This window comes from Streptomyces chrestomyceticus JCM 4735, from assembly GCF_003865135.1.
GTDB classification, from domain to species: Bacteria; Actinomycetota; Actinomycetes; order Streptomycetales; family Streptomycetaceae; genus Streptomyces; species Streptomyces chrestomyceticus.
Window position 1 is genome coordinate 8,109,882 of sequence record NZ_BHZC01000001.1, and the last position, 18,830, is coordinate 8,128,711.

The following is an 18,830-nucleotide window of genomic DNA, read 5'->3' on the forward strand; positions in this document are numbered from 1 at the left end:
CTGCCCCCCGCACCGGATGCTGACCTCATGTTCGATCCAGACATAGCGCCCAGTGGCACCCTGCTCGGCCTCCTGCAGCGAGGCCGCGGCGACGGGACCCTGCACGCCCTCGCGGCGCCGCGGGCCGAGGCGCTCGCGGCACTGAACGACAGCGTGCTGCGCGACCCCCGCCGCGACTGGCAGGTAGAGAACCGCTCCCTGTACTACGCGCGCCTCTACATGCAGCTCGACGGCGGACTCGAAGAGATCGAACGGCATCTTTTCCACCCCGACGACCTCACCGACCCCGGCGAGGAGCGCACCGGCCTCGCCCTCGCCGTGCTCGGCCACCTCGCCGCGTACGGCCGGGACGCCGCCCTCCTCCTGCTCCGCAGCTACGCCGCCGCCGGCACGAACTGGCGCTGGGCCCTGGACGAGCTCGCGCTGCGGGACGACGACGCGGGACTGGCGACCCTCGCCCCCGCGGTCCTCGCCCGCTTCCCGCACACCGCCGAGGGCGACGCCGAGCTGGCCGCCGCCGTCCGCGACGCCTTCGAACCCCGCCCGTGGCGGCTGTGGGCCGAGGACCCCCGCTACGGCGAACGCATCCGCGTCGCCCAGGAACAGGGCTGTTTCGACCGCTGGCAGCGCCAACTGCGGCCCACCGGCCCCCGCCCCGGGTGGAGCGTCACCGAAGTACTGGACTGGGCCCAGCAGGGCCTGGAGCTGCACCCCGAGGAGTGGCGCCAGGTTCCGGCCGCGCGCTGCCTGGCGGCCGTCGCGGGCCCCGAGGACCGCCCCGAGCTGCTGCGCGCCGCCCGCACCGGTCCGGACGCCGCCCGCGCCGCCGCACTGCGCCACCTCGCCGAGCGCGGCGACCCCGAGGCCCTCGACCTCATCGAGGCCGCGGCCGCCGACCCCTTCTCCAGCCGTCCGCTGGCCGAGGCCGCGCTCGCCGCCTTCGAGCGGATGCGCGCCGTGGCCGCCGTCGAACGGGCCCGCCGGTGGGCCCCGCGCCCCGACGCGCTCGGCACGGCCGGTGCCACGATGCTGGCCCGCCGGGGCAGCCGCGGCGACGCCGATCTGGTGCTGGCGGCCCTGCGCCGTACGGTACGGACCGAGGGGCCGGACGCGGGCGGGCTGTGGGAGCTGGTCGACGGGGTGGGCCGCCTGGGCGTGGCCTGTGCGGCGCCGGTGCTGCGCCACATCTACCGCGAGACCTCCTCCTCCCACCTCAGAGGCCGTGCCGCGGGCGCGCTGGCCGTCACCGACCCCGGGTTCCCGGCGGGCTTCGCCGTCGAGTGCCTGTGGGACTGCGAGGAGAGCACCCGCGAGCTGGCCGCCCGGCACGCGGCGACCGGTGACGACCGGGTCGTGGAGCAGTTGCGCAGGCTGGCCGCCGATCCGGCCGAGGAGGCCGAGGTGCAGACGGCGGTACGCAGCCGGTTCGGGCCGGACGCGCCGGCGCTCTGAGTCACGGGGGAGCGCGGGGGCCGCGGGGCGCGCGGGCCGTCCGCGCCGGGCGCCCGTGCCGCGGCGCGGGCGTCAACGCTCATGGGACGTTCCCCGGCTGGAAAGATCCACGTGGCCGGGGCCACGCCCGGTGGGCCGACAACAGCCGTATGCGTGTTGTCATCGTCACCGAGTCCTTCCCGCCCGACGTCAACGGCGTCGCCCACTGCGCCCTCGAAACCGCCCGGCACCTGGTCCGGCGCGGGCACGACGTGCTCGTCGTCGCCCCGACGGGCGCCGACGGGACACCGGACGGCGGACCGGGCGCCCCCTGCCCCGTCGTCCGGGTGCCCTCGGTGCCGCTCCCGGGCTACCCGCAGGTCCGGCTGGCGCTGCCCGGCCGCCGGCTGGCCGCCGCGCTGGACGGGCATCAGCCGGACGTGGTGCACCTGGCCGGCCCTTTCGTCCTGGGTGCCCGCGCGATGGCCGTGGCCGCGCGGCGGCGCGTGCCCGCCGTCGCGGTCTATCAGACCGATATGGGCCGTTATGCCCGTGCCTATCTCCGGACCGGGAGTGCCGCGGCCTGGCGGCGCCTGCGAGCGGTGCACACGGCGGCCGACCGGACGCTCGCGCCGTCCACCTCCGCCCTGGACGACCTGGCCACGCACGGCGTGCCCCGGCTGCGACTGTGGCCGCGCGGCGTGGACCCCACGCGGTTCCACCCCGCCCGCCGCGACAAGGTGCTGCGCTGCTCGCTCGCCGCTGGCCGGGATCTGCTGGTCGGGTACGTCGGGCGGCTCGCGCCCGAGAAGGAGGTACGGCTGCTGGCCCGGGTCTCGCGGCTGCCCGGCGTACGGACCGTGGTGATCGGGGACGGGCCGAGCGCCTCCGGGCTGCGCGCCGCGCTGCCCGAGGTGCGCTTCCTGGGCTGCCGTACGGGCGACGAACTGGCGCGGCTCGTCGCCTCCCTGGACGTATTCGTGCACACCGGCCGCTACGACACCTTCTGCCAGACCGTCCAGGAGGCGATGGCGGGCGGCGTCCCCGTGGTGGCGCCCGCCGCCGGCGGCCCGCTGGACCTCGTGGAGCACGGCCGTACGGGGCTGCTGGTGCCGCCGGGCGACGGGGAAGCGCTGCGTGACGCGGTCCGGCTGCTGGCCGGCGACCCGGCCGCGCGCGCAAAACTGGGCGCCGCGGGCCGCGCGGCGGTCGAGCACCGCACCTGGGAGGTGGTCGGCGACGAACTGCTGGGCCATTACGAGGACGTGCTCGCCGACCGGACGGCGGTGGCCGCATGACGGCGCGGACGGGCACGGCCGCGCGGTTCGTCCTCGACGAGACCCGGTACCTCGGAGCCGGGCTGCGCATCGTACGGCTCGCGAACTTCGTGACACCGGAGTCGGGCGGGCTGCGTACCGCTCTGGAGGCCCTGGGCGCCGGATACCGCGCCGCCGGGCACGACCCGGTCCTGATCGTGCCCGGACCGGCCGCGGGCGACGAGGACACCGGCCAGGGGCGGGTGATCACCTTGCCCGGCCCGGTCCTGCCCGGCACCGGCGGCTACCGGGTCCTGGCCGACCGGCGCCGGGTCCGGCGCGTTCTGGACGAGCTGGCCCCCGACCGCCTGGAGGTCTCCGACCGTACGACCCTGCGGTGGACCGGCGAATGGGCGCGGCGGGCCCGCGTCCCGGCGGTGGCGGTGTCGCACGAGAGTGTGGACGGCGTGCTCCGTACCTGGGGCGTGCCGCGCGGACCGGCGCGCGCCGCCGCCGACCGGATCAACGCCCGGACCGCGCACGCCTACAGCCGGGTGGTGTGCACGACGGAATGGGCGGCGGCGGAGTTCACCCGGGTCGGCGCGCGCAACGTCGTACGGGCGCCGCTGGGCGTCGACCTGACAGCCCGGCACCCCGCCCTGCACAGCCCGGCGCTGCGGCGCCGGTGCGCGGGCGGCGCCGACGTGCTCCTGCTGCTGTGCTCGCGGCTGTCGGTGGAGAAGCGGCCGGGGCGCGCGCTGGACGCGCTGGCGGAGCTGCGGTGGCGCGGTGTCGACGCGGCCCTGGTGGTCGCGGGGGAGGGGCCGCTGCGGTCCCGGCTGACGGCTCGCGCCCGTACCGAGCGGCTGCCCGTGGCATTCCTCGGGCATGTCGCCGATCCGGGCGAGCTGGCCGCCCTCCAGGCCGGTGCGGACGTGGCCCTGGCGCCGGGCCCGGCGGAGACGTTCGGGCTGGCGGCCCTGGAGGCGCTGGCCTGCGGTACGCCGGTCGTGGCGAGCGCCGCGTCGGCCCTCGCCGGGCTGGTCGGCCCCGGCGGAGACACCGCCCTCGACGACGGTCCCTCCTTCGCGGACGCGGTCCTGCGGGTCCTCGGGCGCCCCGAGGCGCAGCGCCGTGCGGCGGCCCGGCAGCGCGCGGAGGGCTACGGCTGGCAGTCCGCCGTGGCGGCGTTCCTGGCGGCCCACGACGCTGCCGTCCCGCCGCTGTGACGCCGCCGTGCCGCCTGTACGGCCGTACCGGCAGAGGTCAGGCCGACGGTTCCCCCTCGACCGTCCTGGGTCCCACCCGCAGCGACGGCTCCGGCGTGGCCGGGGTGTCCTCCGGCCGACGGGCCCAGCGGGCGGCGACGACCGCGCAGACCATCAACTGGAGCTGGTGGTAGAGCATCAGCGGCAGGATGACCAGGCCGGCCGCGCCGCCGAAGAGCACCGCCGCCATCGGCAGCCCGGTGGCGAGGCTCTTGTTCGAACCGCAGAACACGATCGTGACGCGGTCCGCCCGGCAGAAGCCCAGCCGCCGGGCGGCCAGCGACATCGTGACCAGGGCGGTGGCCAGCAGGCCCGCGGCCAGGAGCAGCAGGGCCAGCAGCCGGGCGGGGGTGATCTGGTGCCAGATCCCCTGCTCCATGCCCTTGCTGAATGCGGTGTAGACGACGAGCAGGATCGAGCAGCGGTCCAGGAGGCCGAGGTGTCCGCGGTGCCGGGCGAGGAAACCGCCGAGCCAGCGGCGCAGCACCTGCCCGGCGAGGAAGGGCAGCAGCAGGTGGGTGGCGATGGAGAGCAGGCCCGCCGCCGAGAAGCTGAGGGCGGAGCCGATCAGCCAGGCCGCGAGGAGCGGGGTGGCGGCCATGCCGAACAGGCTGGAGTACGTGCCGGCGCAGATGGCGGCCGGGACGTTGCCGCGGGCCGTGGAGGTCAGGGCGATCGAGGACTGGACGGTCGAGGGGACGACGCACAGGAACAGCAGTCCCGTGTACAGCCGGTCGGAGAGCAGGAACGGGACGAGACCGCCGGCCGCCAGGCCCAGGAGCGGGAACAGGACGAAGGTGCCGCCCCCGGTCAGCAGGTGGAGCTTCCACTGCCGTAGCCCGTGCAGCGCCTCGCGGGTGGACAGCCGCGCTCCGTAGAGGAAGAAGAGCAGGCCGATGGCGAGATCGGCGGCGGTGTCCGCGGCCACGGCGCCCGCTCCGGTCGCGGGCAGCAGGGTGGCGAACAGGACGGTGCCGAGCAGGGCCGCCACATAGGGGTCGACCGCCCGGGCCAGCCGGCGCGCCGTGCGGACGGCCGGTGCCGGGTCACTCATCGTCGCCGGTCTGCCAGGGCGGGTGGCCGACGCGCGACGGGTCGGCGCCGGGGCCGTTGGCGTCCCGGGTCCGTACGTCGATCGCGCCGCCGCCTCCGTCGTGGTCGCTGCCCGCCGTCCCCTTGCCGGCGAGCAGGGTGTTGAGCGTCCGGTCGACCTCCAGCCAGGAGTCGGCCGAGGAGTTGTCGACGACCAGCAGGCCGACGGCGGTTCCCGCGCGGGGCGGCGGCGGGGTCTCGTCCTCGTCGTCCTGGGCGTCGCACGGCGGGGCCGGTGGCGTCGGTGTCGCGGCCTGGGCGGCACCGCCGCCCCACAGCACGCTCAGCACCGTCGCGACGGCGAGGGACAGCGTGGACGGGCGCACGGCCCGGGACCGCGGGCCGCGGTCCCGGAGCCGTCCGGCGCCGCCCCGGAAGGGGTTCGGTGCCATACGGTCAGCCTCTTCTCAGACGGGGGCCGGTGCGCGGTGCGCGTGGTGCCTGCTGATGTTCTTCTCCAACAGCTCGGTGGCGCACCGAAGTTCGACGCTGCCGGTCTGGCCCGTGACGGGCAGCCGGCCGTCGGCGTTCTTCAGATCGGCCAGCGCCCCGTCGATGGCGCCGTGCGCGGCGAACAGGCAGGGTGTGCTGTAGATCGCCACGTCCACACCGAGGTCGGTGAGTTCGGTCAGTGACAGGCGGGGCGATTTGCCGCCCGCGATCTGGTTGAACAGCAGAGGTTTGCTGCCCACGACGGACCGGATGCGTTCGATCCACTCCACACTGCGCACCCCGTCCACGAGCACGACGTCCGCGTCCGTCTCGGCGAGCGCCGCCGCCCGCCGGACGATCTCCGCCTCCTCCGTGGCGTCCGTACGGGCCACCACGACCAGGTCCGTGCGGCTGCTCAGCACCAGGTTGAGCTTGTCCAGGTACTCCTCCAGCGGAAGGATCAGCTTGCCGTCCGCGTGTCCGCACCGGCGGGGCCTCTTCTGGTCCTCCAGGATCACGCCGGAGGCCCCGGCGCGCTCCAGGCTCTGGACGACGTGACAGGCGACCTCCGGGTCCACGTAGCCGTCGTCGATGTCCACCAGCAGGTGGTGGGACGGAAAGGCCAGCCGCAGCCGTTCGGTGAACTGCACCATGTCCGGCCAGGCGATGAAACCGATGTCGGGCAGGCCGTAATAGGATGCCGCGAAACCGAATCCGGAGACGAACATGCCGTCGTAGTGCTGGGCCGCGATGGAAGCCGAATACATGTCGTAGATACCGATGAGCGGTGTGGTGCGGGGCGACCGGACCGCCTCGCGCAGGGCGCTGCCGTACTGCATGTTTCTCCTGCCTCCCGGACCCGCCGGCCGCGGGTCCTTGGGTTGTTCTTGACCCGACGGTCCCAGGAAACCAAGAGCTAGTAAAAGGATTCCGGGAAGCAACACCCGAATGAGGAAACGCCGCAGGCCACGGGGGCTGTTCAGAAATTAGTATGGACTGATGGACGTATCGCGGAAGTGACGTTTCCGCGGGGGGAGTGCGGGGGCGCAGAGGCGATGAGCTGAAATGCGCCGGAGTCCGCCCGGGCGTTTTCGGACGGCCCGCGCCGCCGGTCCGCGCGGACCGGCGGCCGGAAACACCGGTACCGCCGGACCCGCTGCCACAATGGCGGCATGACGGGACGCTGGGAGTTCTGGATCGACCGCGGCGGCACGTTCACGGACGTGGTGGGACGGCGGCCGGACGGTCGGCTGGTCACCGGCAAACTGCTCTCGCACCGCCCCGGGAGCACCGAGGACGCCGCCGTCGCCGGTATCCGGGCGATGCTGGGGATCGCCCCCGGCGCACCGGTGCCCGCCGAGCGGATCGCCGTCGTCAAGATGGGCACGACCGTGGCCACCAACGCCCTGCTGGAGCGCACGGGCGAGCCGACCGTCCTGGTCACCACCGAGGGTTTCCGGGACGCGCTGCGCATCGCCTACCAGAACCGGCCGCGGATCTTCGACCGGCGGATCGTGCTGCCCGAGGCGCTGTACGAGCGGGTGATCGAGGTCCCGGAACGGGTGGACGCGCGCGGGACGGTCGTGCGGCCGCCGGAGACGGACGCGGTACGGGCGGAGCTGGCGCGGGCGTACGAGGACGGGCTGCGCAGCGCGGCGGTCGTCCTGCTGCACGGCTACCGCTACGCGGAACACGAGAAGGCCGTCGCCGCCCTGGCGAAGGAGGCCGGGTTCCCGCAGGTGAGCTGCTCGTACGAGGTCAGCCCGCTGATGAAGCTGGTGCCGCGCGGCGACACCACCGTCGTGGACGCCTACCTGTCGCCGATCCTCAACCGGTACGTGGCCGAGGTGGCCCGTCAACTCCCCGGCGTACGGCTGATGTTCATGCAGTCCAACGGCGGGCTGCGGGAGGCCGCGCACTTCCGCGGCAAGGACGCGGTGCTCTCCGGGCCGGCGGGCGGCGTCGTCGGGATGGCCCGCTCCTCGGCCGAGGCGGGCGACGGCTACGACCGGGTGATCGGCTTCGACATGGGCGGCACCTCCACCGACGTGTCGCACTACGCGGGCTCCTTCGAGCGGATCTTCGGCAACGAGGTCGCGGGCGTACGGATGCGGGCGCCCATGATGAACATCCACACCGTGGCGGCGGGCGGCGGCTCGGTGCTGCACTTCGACGGGCGGCGCTACCGCGTCGGCCCGGACTCGGCCGGCGCCGTCCCCGGCCCGGCCTGCTACCGGCGCGGCGGCCCGCTGACCGTCACGGACGCCAACGTGATGCTCGGGCGCGTCCAGCCGGCGCACTTCCCCGCGGTGTTCGGACCGGACGGCGACCAGCCGCTGGACGACGCGACGGTACGGGAGCGTTTCGTCCGACTGGCCGAGGAGACGGCCGAGGCGACCGGCGACCGGCGCGGCCCCGAGGAGGTCGCGGCCGGGTTCCTGGACATCGCCGTGCTGAACATGGCCAACGCGGTCAAGAAGATCTCCGTCCAGCGCGGTTACGACGTCACGCGCTACGCGCTCACCAGCTTCGGCGGCGCGGGTGGCCAGCACGCCTGCGCGGTCGCCGACGCGCTGGGCATCGGCACGGTCGTCGTACCGCCGCTGGCCGGTGTGCTGTCCGCGTACGGCATCGGGGTCGCCGACGCGACGGCGATGCGGGAGCAGGCCGTCGAGGTGGAGATCGACCCGGAGTCGGACGCGACGGACCTCGAAGGGGTGCACGGTGTCTGCGACCGGCTGGCCGCCCGTACCCGTCGCGAACTGCTCGACGAGGGCGTCCCGGAGGGGAGCGTCACCACCCGGGGGCGGGTGATGCTGCGCTACGCCGGGACGGACTCCGCGATCGGGGTGGCGCTGGAGACGCCGCGGGAGATGGCCGCCGCGTTCGTCCGGGCGCACCGCGCGCGGTACGGGTTCACGATGGACAAGCCGCTGATCGCCGAGGCCGTGTCGGTGGAGGCGGTGGGCGCGGCGGGCGGCTCGGCCGGGCACGAGGTGCCGACGGGGGAGCGGGCGGGGAAGCTGCTGCCGGTCGCGACGGTACGGATGTTCGCGCAGGGGCGCTGGCAGGACACGGACTTGTTCTCCCGGGACGACCTGCGTCCCGGTGACATCCTCACCGGCCCCGCGATCGTCGCCGAGGACGACGCGACGACGGTCCTGGACCCGGGCTGGCAGGCCCGCGCGGGGGAGCGCGGCCATCTGCTGCTGACCCGGGCGCGGCCCCGCTCGGGCGGTCCCGCGGTCGGCACGGACGCCGATCCGGTGATGCTGGAGGTGTTCAACAGCCTCTTCATGGCGATCGCCGAGCAGATGGGCGTCCGTCTGGAGAGCACCGCCCACTCGGTCAACATCAAGGAGCGGCTGGACTTTTCCTGTGCCCTCTTCGATCACGAAGGCAGCCTCATCGCCAACGCCCCGCACATTCCCGTGCATCTCGGGTCGATGGGGAGTCCATCAAGGAGGTGCTCCGGCGGCGGCGCGGCACGGACGGGGAGCTGCGGCCGGGCGATGTGTACGCGGTCAACGACCCGTACCACGGCGGTACGCACCTGCCGGACGTCACCGTCGTCACCCCCGTCTTCGACGACGCCGGCGAGGAGCTGCTGTTCCTGGTGGCCTCGCGCGGCCACCACGCCGAGATCGGCGGCATCACCCCGGGCTCGATGCCCGCCTTCAGCCGCACCATCCAGGAGGAGGGCGTCCTCTTCGACAACTGGCTGCTGGTACGGGACGGCCGGCTGCGCGAGGACGAGACACGCGACCTGCTCGCCGCCGGGCCGTACCCGTCCCGGGCGCCGGACGCCAACATCGCGGACCTGCGGGCACAGATCGCCGCCAACGAGAAGGGCATCCGCGAACTGCGCAAGATGATCGAGCAGTTCGGGCTGGACGTGGTGCGCGCCTACATGGGACACGTCCAGGACAACGCCGAGGAATCGGTACGCCGGATCATCGCGGACCTGGCGGACGGCTCGTACCGCTACGAGACCGACGGCGGCGCGGTGATCCAGGTCGCGCTGACCGTGGACCGCGCGGCCCGCAGCGCCGTACTGGACTTCGCCGGTACCTCGGGGCAACTGCCCGGCAACGCCAACGCGCCCAGCTCGGTGGTGATGGCGGCGGTGCTCTACGTCTTCCGCACGCTCGTCGCCGAGGACATCCCCCTCAACAGCGGCTGCCTCAAGCCGGTGGAGGTCCGTATCCCGCCCGGTTCGATGCTGGCGCCCGAGTTCCCCGCCGCCACGGTCGCGGGCAACGTGGAGACCTCGCAGGCCGTCACCGGCGCGCTCTACGCCGCGCTCGGCGTCCAGGCCGAGGGCTCGGGCACGATGAACAACCTCACCTTCGGCAACGACCGGGTGCAGTACTACGAGACGGTCGCCAGCGGCTCGGGCGCGGGCGACGGCTTCGACGGCGCGGACGCCGTACAGACCCACATGACCAACTCCCGGCTGACCGACCCCGAGGTCCTGGAGTGGCGCTACCCCGTACGGGTGGAGAGCTTCGCCGTACGGGAGGGCAGCGGCGGCGACGGCCGGTGGCGGGGCGGCCGGGGCGCCGAACGCCGGCTGCGCTTCCTGGAGCCGGTGACGGTGGCGCTGCTCACCGGGCACCGCCGGGTGCCGCCCTACGGGATGGCGGGCGGCGGCCCCGGCGCGACCGGCGCCAACCTGGTCCGCCGCGCGGACGGCACGGAGGAAGCCCTGGAGGGCTGCGACGTGGCCGAGATCGGCGCGGGAGACGTGCTGGTGATCCGTACGCCGGGGGGCGGCGGCTACGGGAAACCGGACGGGTCAGCCGGAGGCGCGTGAGCGCCGGGGGACGAAACGGACGGGTGTGCCCGGTGCGGCCTGGGCCGCCGCGGCGAGGAACCGCTCCGGCACGACGCCGACGACCGGGTAGCCGCCCGTCGTCGGATGGTCGTTGAGGAAGAGCACGGGCAGGCCGTTCGGGGGGACCTGGAGCGCTCCCAGCGGCATGCCCTCGCTGGGCAGCTCGCCGTCCTTGCGGCGTTCCAGGGCCGGTCCCTCGGTACGCAGGCCGATGCGGTTGCTCGCCGAGGAGACGCGGAAGCGGCCGGTGGCGAGCGTGCGCAGGCCCGCTTCGGTGAACCAGTCGTCGCGCGGCCCCAGTACGCAGGGCAGCACCAGTTCCGCGACCGGCAGCCCCGAGCGCGGGACGGCGTCCACGGAGGCGGGCGGGCCGTACGGAGTGCCGAGCGGCAGCACGCCGCCGTCGGACAGCGGCGCGGGCCCGAGGCCGGAGAGCAGGTCGGCGGCGCGGCTGCCGAGCACCGGCTCCGCGTCGACGCCGCCGGCGAAGGCGAGGTACGAGCGGAGCCCGGCGGTGGCCGGTCCGGCGTCCAGCACCGCGCCCGCCGGGACGCGTACCGGCGCTCCCCAAGGGGCGGGGCGGCCGTCCACCGTGACCGGGCAGGGCGCGCCGGTCACCGCGGCCACGGTGTCCGCGCGGACCCGTACGGCGCAGCCGGTGAGGGTCGTCTCCAGGGTGGCGGACGTCTCCGGATTGCCCACGAGGCGGTTGGCGAGCCGGTGGGCGGGCTCGTCCAGGGCGCCCGCGCGCGGCACGCCGAGGTGGGCGTGGCCCGCGCGGCCGAGGTCCTGGACGGTGGTCAGGGCTCCGGCGCGGACGACACAGAAGGCGCGGTCGGTCATCATGCCTCCTGGGATTCCGTAGAAACCGGGATGAAGCGGACGCGGGTGCCGGGGGAGAACAGGGCCGCCGGGTCGCGGTCCGGGTCCCACAGGTCGACGTCGCTGGTACCGATGAGCTGCCAGCCGCCGGGCGACGAGCGCGGATAGACGCCGGTGTACGGGCCCGCCAGGGCGACCGAGCCGACCGGGACCTTGGTGCGCGGTGTGGCCCGGCGCGGTACGTGGTGGCGTTCCGGCAGGCCCGTCAGGTAGCCGAAGCCGGGCGCGAAGCCGCAGAACGCGACGTGGAATTCGGTGCCGGAGTGGATACGGACCACGTCCTCGGGCGTGGTGTCCCACAGGGCGGCCACGTCGGCGAGGTCGGGTCCGTCGTAGCGCACCGGGATCTCGACGGCGGGCCGGTCGCCGGCGGTGGCCGGGGGAATGTCCCAGCCGGGCAGCTCGGCGGCCAGCCGTCCCGGGTCGGCCAGCCCGTCCAGCAGGACCGTACGGGCGGCCGGGACGATCTCGCGGACCGCGGGCAGGGTGCCGGCGGCGGCGCGGCGCAGCAGCTCGGCGTGGAACGCCTCGACGGCCGCGGCGTCCTCCAGCTCGACCAGCAGTCCGTGGTCGCCGACCGGCAGCGGGCGCAGGGGCAGCGGTGAGCGGCCGGCCGGGGCGCGGCCGCCGGGGGTACGGGTGCTCACGCGAAGCTGCCGATCCGCACGCCGGCCGCGGTCAGCTCGTCGCGCACCCGGCGTGCCAGGTCCGCGGCGCCGGGGGTGTCGCCGTGCAGGCAGAGTGAGCGCGCTTCGATCTTCACGGTGCTGCCGTCGACGGCGGTGACGATGCCTTCCGTCGCCATGCCCAGCGCGCGCCTGACGACCTCGTCCGGGTCGTGGACGACGGCGCCCGGCTCGCGGCGGGAGACCAGGGTGCCTTCGGGGTGTAGGCACGGTCGGCGAACGCCTCGCCGACGACGGGCAGGCCGACGCGGCGGGCCGCCTCGTGGAGCTGGGAGCCGGGCAGGCCGAGGATGGGCAGCGGGGTGCCGGCGGTCCGTACGCCCTCCAGGACGGCGGCGGACTGGGCCTCGTCGTGGACACAGCGGTTGTAGAGCGCGCCGTGCGGCTTGACGTAGCCGACCCGGGTGCCGGCGGCGCGGGCGAAGACCTCCAACGCGCCGATCTGGTACGCGATCTCGTCGGCCAGCTCGCGCGGCGGTACGTCCATGGCCCGGCGCCCGAAGCCCGCGAGGTCGCGGTAGGAGACCTGGGCGCCGACCACCACGCCGCGCTCGGCGGCCAGCTCGCAGACCCGGCGCATGGTGCTGGGGTCCCCGGCGTGGAAACCGCAGGCCACGTTGGCGCTGGTGACGACGGAGAGCAGGGCCTCGTCGTCGGTGAGCTCCCAGCGTCCGAAGCCTTCCCCGAGGTCGGCGTTGAGGTCGACGAGGGGGGTGGTCACCGGGTCGCTCATGAAGTCGCAAGTCCGTTCCGGAGGTGGCCGCCACACGGGCGGGCGCACAGGCCGCAGAGGTTGGGGGACCGGCCGGCCCGTATCCGTAGTGGCTCTCCCCCTGGGGGCACTCGGGCCGGCCGGTGGTCAGGCCAACGTAAGCGATCGTTCAACGATCCGACAAGAGGTGTGTTGTCTCGTTCTGCCATCTGGGATTGACTGCCGCTCACAGCACAAGGGGTGCAGGTACGGGGCGAAAGCGGGGACGACGATGACGGGCGGGATGACACGGGGCGACCGGCACAGGCTCGCCGAGGTCTCGGAGCTGGCGGGCGACCGGGTGCTGCTGGGGCGCTCCAGCACCGCGGAGCGGGTCGCCGACATTCTCCGGGACCGCATCACCGAGGGCTACTTCCCACCCGGCGCGCGGCTGTCCGAGGAGAGCATCGGCGGGGCCCTGGGGGTCTCGCGGAACACCCTGCGGGAGGCGTTCCGCCTGCTCACGCACGAGCGCCTGCTGGTGCACCAGCTCAACCGCGGGGTTTTCGTGCGCATCGTGACGGTGGCGGACCTGGACGACATCTACCGGGTCCGTACGCTCGTGGAGTGCGCGGCGGTTCGCAGTCTGGGCGAGCCGCCGCACCCGGTGGGGGCGATGGAGGCGGCCGTGGTGGCCGGTGAGACGGCCTTCGAGGAGCGTGCCTGGCGGGACCTGGGTACCGCGAACCTCCGGTTCCATCAGGCGGTGGCGGGGCTGGCGGGCAGTCCGCGCACCGACGAGCTGATGCGCGGGGTGCTCGCGGAGCTGCGGCTGGTCTTTCACGTGATGGACGATCCACGCCGGTTCCACGCGCCGTACCTGACCCGCAACCGGCAGATCCTGGAGGAGCTCCAGGCCGGTGACGGAGCCGCCGCCGAGCTGCTGCTGGAGTCCTATCTGGAGGACTCCAGGGTGCAGCTTTCCGGGGCGTACGCCCAGCGCATAGCGGCGCGGGAGGGCGTGTAGAGGCGCTGGAGTTTCACTCCTGTCAACCCCTTGTCGGATCGTTGAACAATCGCCTAACCTCCTCGCATCCTCCTCACGGTCCGCGTGGGGTCCCGTATGCGGAAGGCGGACCCATGATCGTGCTTCTCGGCGTGCTCGTGGTCGTGGTCGGCTTCGCCACCAAACGCAATGCCCTGCTGGTCGTGGGCGTTGCGGGCATCGTCACCGGCCTGCTCGGCGGTCTGTCGCCGCAGGAGGTCCTGGCGGCCTTCGGCACCGGCTTCGCGAGCAGCCGGGCGGTGACGATCTTCGCGATCACCCTCCCGGTGATCGGCCTGCTGGAGCGCTACGGCCTCCAGGAGCAGGCCCGCCGGCTGATCGCCCGCTTCGCCAAACTGACCACCGGCCGCTTCCTCGCCCTCTACCTGGGCATGCGGCAGATCGGCGCGGCCGTCGGGCTCACGCACGTCTTCGGGCACGCGCAGACCGTGCGCCCGCTGGCCGTGCCGATGGCCGAGGGCGCCGCCGAGCGCAAGCACGGGCGGCTGACCGACAAGGGCCGGGAGAAGGTCCGCTCGTTCTCCGCGAGCGCCGACAACGTGGGGCTGTTCTTCGGTGAGGACGTCTTCCTCGCGGTCGGCTCGATCCTGCTCATCACCAGCTTCGTCAACACCACGTACAACACCCACCTGGAGCCGCTGCACCTGGCGCTGTGGGCGATCCCCTCCGCGCTGTGCGCCTTCGCCGTGCACGGCTGGCGGCTGCTGCGCCTGGACCGGTACCTGGAACGCGAACTGGTCGCCGCCAACATCGAGCCCGTCGCCGAGGGAGCAGCCAAGTGATCAAAGCAGAGTGGTTCTACTGGCTCGTCGGCCTGAGCTTCCTGGTGATGGCCTCCCAGATGCTCACCGACCGCAGCAACCCCAAGCGCTTCGGCACCACCGCCTTCTGGGGCCTGCTCGGCGCCGGCTTCATCTACAGCAGTTGGGTCGTCGAGAAGAAGGCCCCGGCCGAACCGCTGGGCGCGGCCGTCCTGGTCATGGTCCTGCTGGCCGGCTTCGGCTTCACCGGACGCGGTACGCCGCGCACCACCACGCCCGAACAGCGCGAGGCCAGCGCCCTGAAGCTGGGCAACAAGCTGTTCGTGCCCGCGCTGGCCATCCCGGTCGTCGCGCTGCTGTGCGCGGTCCTCGTCAAGAAGCTCTCGATCGGTGGCGAACCGATCCTCCAGGAGGGCAGCGAGACCATCCTCGGGCTCGGCATCGGCGCCGTCGTCGCCCTCGTCGTCGGCATGATCATGCTGCGCGAGAAGCGGATATCGGTCCCCGTGCAGGCCGGGCGCTCCATGCTGGAGTCGATGGGCTGGGCGATGCTGCTGCCGCAGCTCCTCGCCACCCTGGGCACCATCTTCCAGCTCTCCGGCGTCGGCACCCAGGTCGGCAAGCTCGCCACCTCGGTCCTGCCGGAGGACTCCCTGTACGTCGCCGTCGTCGTCTACTGCATCGGCATGGCGCTCTTCACCGTGATCATGGGCAACGCGTTCGCCGCCTTCCCCGTGATGACCGCGGCGGTCGGCTGGCCGGTGCTCATCGAGCACTTCCACGGCGACGCGCCCGCCGTCCTGGCCATCGGCATGCTCGCCGGGTTCTGCGGGACGCTGGTGACCCCGATGGCGGCCAACTTCAACATCGTCCCGTCGGCGCTGCTGGAACTGAAGGACCAGTACGGGCCGATCAAGGCCCAACTGCCCACGGCCGGCGTGCTGCTCGGCTGCAACATCGTGGTCATGGCCCTGTTCGCCTTCTGACCGCACCCGATTGTCCCCTTCACCACCGCACGACACGAACCGCACCCGGACCGGGGGCACCGCGCGGCTCACGAACCACAGGGAACGCCATGACGCGGACGACCCGCATCCTGCTCACCGGCTTCGAGCCCTTCGACGGCGAGAGCTCCAACCCCTCCTGGGAGGCGGTACGGGCCGCGGCCGCCGAGCCGCCCGCCGGGCTGGAGATGACCGCCGTGGAACTGCCCTGCGTCTACGGGCGCTCGCGCACCGCGCTCCGCGAGGCCGTCGCGGCACACGACCCCGACGTCGTGCTCTGCGTCGGCCAGGCGGGCGGCCGGCCCGACCTGACGGTGGAGCGGGTCGCCGTCAACATCGACGACGCCCGCATCCCCGACGTCTCCGGCGCCCAGCCCATCGACGAGCCGATCGTCCCCGGCGGCCCCGCCGCGTACTTCGCCGCGCTGCCGGTCAAGGCGTGCGTGGCCGCCGTACGGGAGGCGGGGGTGCCGGCCTCCGTCTCCAACACCGCGGGCACCTTCGTCTGCAACCACGTCTTCTACGACCTGATGCACCTGATCGCGACCGAGCGGCCCGCGCTGCGCGGCGGCTTCGTGCACGTGCCGTACGCTCCCGGACAGGTCGCCGGCCGGTCGCTGCCCTCACTCGCGGTGAGCGCCGTCGCCGAGGGACTGCGTGTGATCGCCGCCACCGCCGCCCGTACAAATACGGACATCAAGGCCGTCGGAGGCGCCACACACTGACCTCGGGGCCCGTGCCGTTTCGTCCGTTGTCAGTGCGACCGCCTACGCTGTGCGACGTGACTTTTCCTGCCCCGGGGACCGCGACGTCCCAGCTCAACGGCGTGGCCCGGCCCGAAGGCCCGGCCCGGCCCGCGCCGGGCCCGGCCGCCGACGAGGGCCTGGCCCGCCGGCTGCGCGCCCTCGCGTGCACCGCGCCGCTGCACGACCTCGACGCGCGCAAGGCCAACCTCGCCGGTGAGTACGGGGTGTACGCGATGGCGGAGGTGGCGCTCGCCGCCATCGACCTGGTCACCCTCCACATGGACTTCGACACCGGCGCCGACCACGAGGAGATAGTGGCCAGGCTGCTCCCGAGGATCGCCGCGCAGACCCCGCGCCGCCCCGCCGCCGAGCACGAGCGCGTCGCCCGCTGGGTGCTGGAGAACCTGATCAACGTCGGCAGCGTCGACCGCGGCTTCCGCGCCGTGTACGGCACCTTCGGCCCCGAGGGCGAGTACGTCCGCCGGGACTACGACTTCAAGCTCATCGAGGAGGTCCCGGGCCCGGGCGGCGGCATCTACCTCCGCACGACCGACGAAGCCGTCAACGTCCTGGTCGGCGCCCTCGACACGGACGTGACGAGCGCCCAGATCGCCGCCGAGGTCAAGCTGGAGGTGCTCATCAGCCGCGGCCGGCTGGCGGACGCCCAGCTCGCCGCCGAGCAGGCCCGCTACCGCACCGTGCAGTACGCCGAGACGCTGCGCCGCACCCTGGACGCCACCCGCCGCAACGTCCGCGCGGTGGACTGGCTGCGCGCCGTCCCCGACATGATCGCCGAAGCCCTCGACCACGTCGCCGAGCGCTACCGCCACGAGAACGCGATCCTCACCAACATCCGCAAGGCCCGCGACGAGACCGAGGACCAGGAGCACAAGCGGCGCGCCGCCGAGCTGGTCGACATCGTCAAGGACTGCATCCGCCGCCACACCCAGCTCCAGTCCCGGCTGCTGGAGGCGGGCCCCCTCTTCCGCGCCGAGCAGGACCGCCAGGCGTTCGCGCCGCCCGCCGGTCGCTCCGGCCTCGACCTGTACGGCCAACTGGTCGCCCCGGTCCTGCCGCTGCCCGTGGAGCAGGCGATCCGGGTCACCGACGCCTTCTTCGCGCGCGGCACGGGCTTCCGTACGGGCACGTCCGTACGGCTCGGCGACCTGGTCGGCCTGCTGTTCCAGCCGCCCGTCGAGCGCGAGCACCTGGGCGCCGAGATGCCCGAGCCGGACCTGATCGCCACCCCGGACGACAGCCGCTTCTCCGAGGAGCAGCTCGAAGCCGCCCAGGCCCTGCTCGACCTGCCCGCCGACGCGCCCCGCCGGCTGTCCGGACTGCTCGCCGAGGCCCGCCGCAGCGACCCCGACCTGCCGTATCTCGTCGCCCTGCTGGCGGTGCACGCGGCCAGCCCGCCGGTCGGCACGGCCTACCGCCAGGGCGAACAGCAGCTCCTGTTCGCCGTCGACGACGGCACCGTGCTGGAGGACGAGGAGTTCGGCGGCGCCGACCTCATCGTCGGCAAGGCCCTGCTGGACGCGGCGGGCATGGCGGCCGACCGCTCGGAGGTGGCGTGATGCCGGCGGCCGGACAGGACGCGCGCAGGACGCCGACAGCACGGCGGCACCAGGAAGTTCGCATGGAGGTACGGGCGTGAGTGAGTACGGAACCGCCGTCGAGGACGGCGCCGAGGAACCGGCGCAGGGGGACCTGACCGCCACCGTGGAGCAGCCGGGATGGTCCACGCCCGGCCCCGCCGCGCCTTCGGGCCCGGCGCCCGTGACGCCCGCCGACGCCGCGGACGCCGCGCGCCTCGTCTCCTTCGGGCTCCAGCCCAAGCTGCTGCCCGCCCGCGACGCCGAGTACGGCGAACTGCTCCGCCGCTACCGTGACGAGCCCGCCTTCGCGCGCCTGGCCGACGCCGTCGCCACCGGCCTCGGCCTGGTCGTCCTGGAGGTCTCGCCGCGCGCCGGCATGGCCGTCACCGCCGACGAGGACTCCGTCTTCGCCGTACGGATGGGCGACTACGCCCGCCGCGCCTCCGCCGACTCCGCCGACCGCTTCCTGCACGGCCTCGCCCACCTCGCCGTCGCCGCCATGGCCTTCCCGCGCCCCGAGGACCTCGCCGACGACGGCTACATCGGCCGGATCACCGTCAACGGTGTCGACGCGTTCGTCCGGCAGGCGTGCCGCCGCCTGGAGGAGCGCGCCGAGGAACAGGGCGAGAACACCGACCCCGCCACCGACGCCCCCGGCCTCGAAGCCGCCTGGCGGACCTACGCGCGGCGCAGCGCCACCGGCGCCACCAAGGACGCGCGGCGGCTCGCCGGTTCGACCACCGGCATCATCGCCAAGGCCGTCGCCTTCCTCGTCGACTCCGGTTTCCTCCAGCGCACCGGCGACGACTCCGGCGGCTCCTACCGCACCACCGCCCGCTACCAGCTCCAGGTGCGCGACATGGCGGGCACCGCCGCCATGGCCGAACTGCTGGAGCTGGGCGTCGTCCCGGTCGGCGACGGCAGCGCCAGCCTGCTGCCCGCCGAGGACACCGAGGACCTCGACCTGGTGTCCGACGCGGGACTGCCCTTCCACTCCTCCTGACGCCCGGGGCCGGGCACCACCCGGCCCCGGACCCACCGACCGCCGGTCCACCGACCACCGTCCGCCCACACAACGAG

General features: G+C 74.0%; 14 protein-coding genes and 2 pseudogenes. 10 read left to right on the forward strand and 6 right to left on the reverse strand.

Translation table 11 applies throughout. The features are described 5' to 3' along the window. Positions 1-27: 27 nt before the first annotated feature. From EJG53_RS35535 to EJG53_RS35545, 3 genes are all read left to right on the forward strand, one after another. Entirely contained in the window at positions 28-1,452 is a 1,425-nt protein-coding gene (locus EJG53_RS35535; RefSeq protein ID WP_125048346.1) for a HEAT repeat domain-containing protein, read from the forward strand. Between the two features lie 149 nt (positions 1,453-1,601). Next, positions 1,602-2,729, forward strand: coding sequence for a glycosyltransferase family 4 protein (locus EJG53_RS35540; protein ID WP_125048347.1), 1,128 nt, complete (start codon positions 1,602-1,604; stop codon positions 2,727-2,729). Continuing rightward, on the forward strand, positions 2,726-3,916 hold the full coding sequence (locus EJG53_RS35545) for a glycosyltransferase (RefSeq protein ID WP_125048348.1): 1,191 nt from the start codon (positions 2,726-2,728) through the stop codon (positions 3,914-3,916). The genes EJG53_RS35540 and EJG53_RS35545 overlap by 4 nt, the downstream gene beginning before the upstream one ends. Before the next feature lie 37 nt (positions 3,917-3,953). On the opposite strand, the gene EJG53_RS35550 is transcribed toward EJG53_RS35545, so the two are convergent. Genes EJG53_RS35550 through EJG53_RS35560 form a run of 3 tightly spaced genes read right to left on the reverse strand, consistent with a single transcriptional unit; the run spans position 3,954 to position 6,318 of the window. Then, the gene (locus tag EJG53_RS35550) at positions 3,954-5,009 is read right to left on the reverse strand and encodes a bile acid:sodium symporter family protein (protein WP_125048349.1); all 1,056 of its coding nucleotides are present in this window, start codon (positions 5,007-5,009) and stop codon (positions 3,954-3,956) included. After that, on the reverse strand, positions 5,002-5,439 hold the full coding sequence (locus tag EJG53_RS35555; protein WP_125048350.1) for a hypothetical protein: 438 nt from the start codon (positions 5,437-5,439) through the stop codon (positions 5,002-5,004). Before EJG53_RS35555 ends, EJG53_RS35550 begins: the two co-directional genes overlap by 8 nt. 15 nt (positions 5,440-5,454) lie before the next feature. Further along, a complete protein-coding gene (locus tag EJG53_RS35560; protein WP_125048351.1) occupies positions 5,455-6,318 on the reverse strand; it encodes an isocitrate lyase/PEP mutase family protein in 864 nt (287 codons plus the stop codon). A 333-nt stretch (positions 6,319-6,651) separates the two neighbouring features. Here EJG53_RS35560 and EJG53_RS35565 point away from each other — a divergent pair. Continuing rightward, positions 6,652-10,295 (forward strand): annotated as a pseudogene (locus EJG53_RS35565) (hydantoinase B/oxoprolinase family protein). On the opposite strand, the gene EJG53_RS35570 reads toward EJG53_RS35565, so the two are convergent. From EJG53_RS35570 to EJG53_RS35580, 3 genes and pseudogenes are all read right to left on the reverse strand, one after another. Then, entirely contained in the window at positions 10,278-11,159 is an 882-nt protein-coding gene (locus EJG53_RS35570; protein WP_125048352.1) for a 5-oxoprolinase subunit C family protein, read from the reverse strand. The pseudogene EJG53_RS35565 and the gene EJG53_RS35570 sit on opposite strands and share 18 nt — an antisense overlap. After that, the gene (pxpB, locus tag EJG53_RS35575; protein ID WP_371858759.1) at positions 11,159-11,845 is read right to left on the reverse strand and encodes a 5-oxoprolinase subunit PxpB; all 687 of its coding nucleotides are present in this window, start codon (positions 11,843-11,845) and stop codon (positions 11,159-11,161) included. The genes EJG53_RS35570 and pxpB overlap by 1 nt, the downstream gene beginning before the upstream one ends. Beyond that, positions 11,842-12,617 (reverse strand): annotated as a pseudogene (locus tag EJG53_RS35580) (LamB/YcsF family protein). The gene pxpB and the pseudogene EJG53_RS35580 overlap by 4 nt, the downstream one beginning before the upstream one ends. A 262-nt stretch (positions 12,618-12,879) precedes the next feature. On the opposite strand from EJG53_RS35580, the gene EJG53_RS35585 reads away from it, so the two are divergent. The 6 genes from EJG53_RS35585 to EJG53_RS35610 all read left to right on the forward strand — a co-directional run bounded on the left by EJG53_RS35585 (position 12,880) and on the right by EJG53_RS35610 (position 18,753). Beyond that, a complete protein-coding gene (locus EJG53_RS35585; RefSeq protein WP_371858760.1) occupies positions 12,880-13,602 on the forward strand; it encodes a GntR family transcriptional regulator in 723 nt (240 codons plus the stop codon). 113 nt (positions 13,603-13,715) lie between these two features. After that, positions 13,716-14,423 carry a DUF969 domain-containing protein gene (locus EJG53_RS35590; protein WP_125048354.1) on the forward strand — a complete coding sequence of 236 codons (708 nt, stop codon included), beginning with the start codon at positions 13,716-13,718 and terminating at the stop codon, positions 14,421-14,423. Continuing rightward, positions 14,420-15,388 carry a DUF979 domain-containing protein gene (locus tag EJG53_RS35595; protein ID WP_125048355.1) on the forward strand — a complete coding sequence of 323 codons (969 nt, stop codon included), beginning with the start codon at positions 14,420-14,422 and terminating at the stop codon, positions 15,386-15,388. Before EJG53_RS35590 ends, EJG53_RS35595 begins: the two co-directional genes overlap by 4 nt. Before the next feature lie 89 nt (positions 15,389-15,477). Further along, entirely contained in the window at positions 15,478-16,131 is a 654-nt protein-coding gene (gene pcp / locus EJG53_RS35600) for a pyroglutamyl-peptidase I (protein WP_125048356.1), read from the forward strand. Between the two features lie 56 nt (positions 16,132-16,187). Beyond that, positions 16,188-17,729: a hypothetical protein gene (locus EJG53_RS35605; RefSeq protein ID WP_125048357.1), complete on the forward strand. Its 1,542-nt coding sequence runs from the start codon at positions 16,188-16,190 to the stop codon at positions 17,727-17,729. Positions 17,730-17,862: 133 nt separating this feature from the next. Continuing rightward, complete coding sequence (locus EJG53_RS35610) at positions 17,863-18,753, forward strand: hypothetical protein (RefSeq protein ID WP_125049811.1); 891 nt, start codon at positions 17,863-17,865, stop codon at positions 18,751-18,753. Positions 18,754-18,830: the final 77 nt, after the last annotated feature.

Bases quoted from the DNA above. Each gene is read 5' to 3' on its own strand.
- pcp (WP_125048356.1), top strand. From the start codon at position 15,478: ATGACGCGGACGACCCGCATCCTGCTCACCGGCTTCGAGCCCTTCGAC.
- EJG53_RS35545 (WP_125048348.1), top strand. From the start codon at position 2,726: ATGACGGCGCGGACGGGCACGGCCGCGCGGTTCGTCCTCGACGAGACC.
- EJG53_RS35550 (WP_125048349.1), bottom strand. From the start codon at position 5,009: ATGAGTGACCCGGCACCGGCCGTCCGCACGGCGCGCCGGCTGGCCCGG.
- EJG53_RS35590 (WP_125048354.1), top strand. From the start codon at position 13,716: ATGATCGTGCTTCTCGGCGTGCTCGTGGTCGTGGTCGGCTTCGCCACC.
- EJG53_RS35540 (WP_125048347.1), top strand. From the start codon at position 1,602: ATGCGTGTTGTCATCGTCACCGAGTCCTTCCCGCCCGACGTCAACGGC.
- EJG53_RS35555 (WP_125048350.1), bottom strand. From the start codon at position 5,439: ATGGCACCGAACCCCTTCCGGGGCGGCGCCGGACGGCTCCGGGACCGC.
- EJG53_RS35585 (WP_371858760.1), top strand. From the start codon at position 12,880: ATGACACGGGGCGACCGGCACAGGCTCGCCGAGGTCTCGGAGCTGGCG.
- EJG53_RS35560 (WP_125048351.1), bottom strand. From the start codon at position 6,318: ATGCAGTACGGCAGCGCCCTGCGCGAGGCGGTCCGGTCGCCCCGCACC.
- EJG53_RS35570 (WP_125048352.1), bottom strand. From the start codon at position 11,159: ATGACCGACCGCGCCTTCTGTGTCGTCCGCGCCGGAGCCCTGACCACC.
- EJG53_RS35535 (WP_125048346.1), top strand. From the start codon at position 28: ATGTTCGATCCAGACATAGCGCCCAGTGGCACCCTGCTCGGCCTCCTG.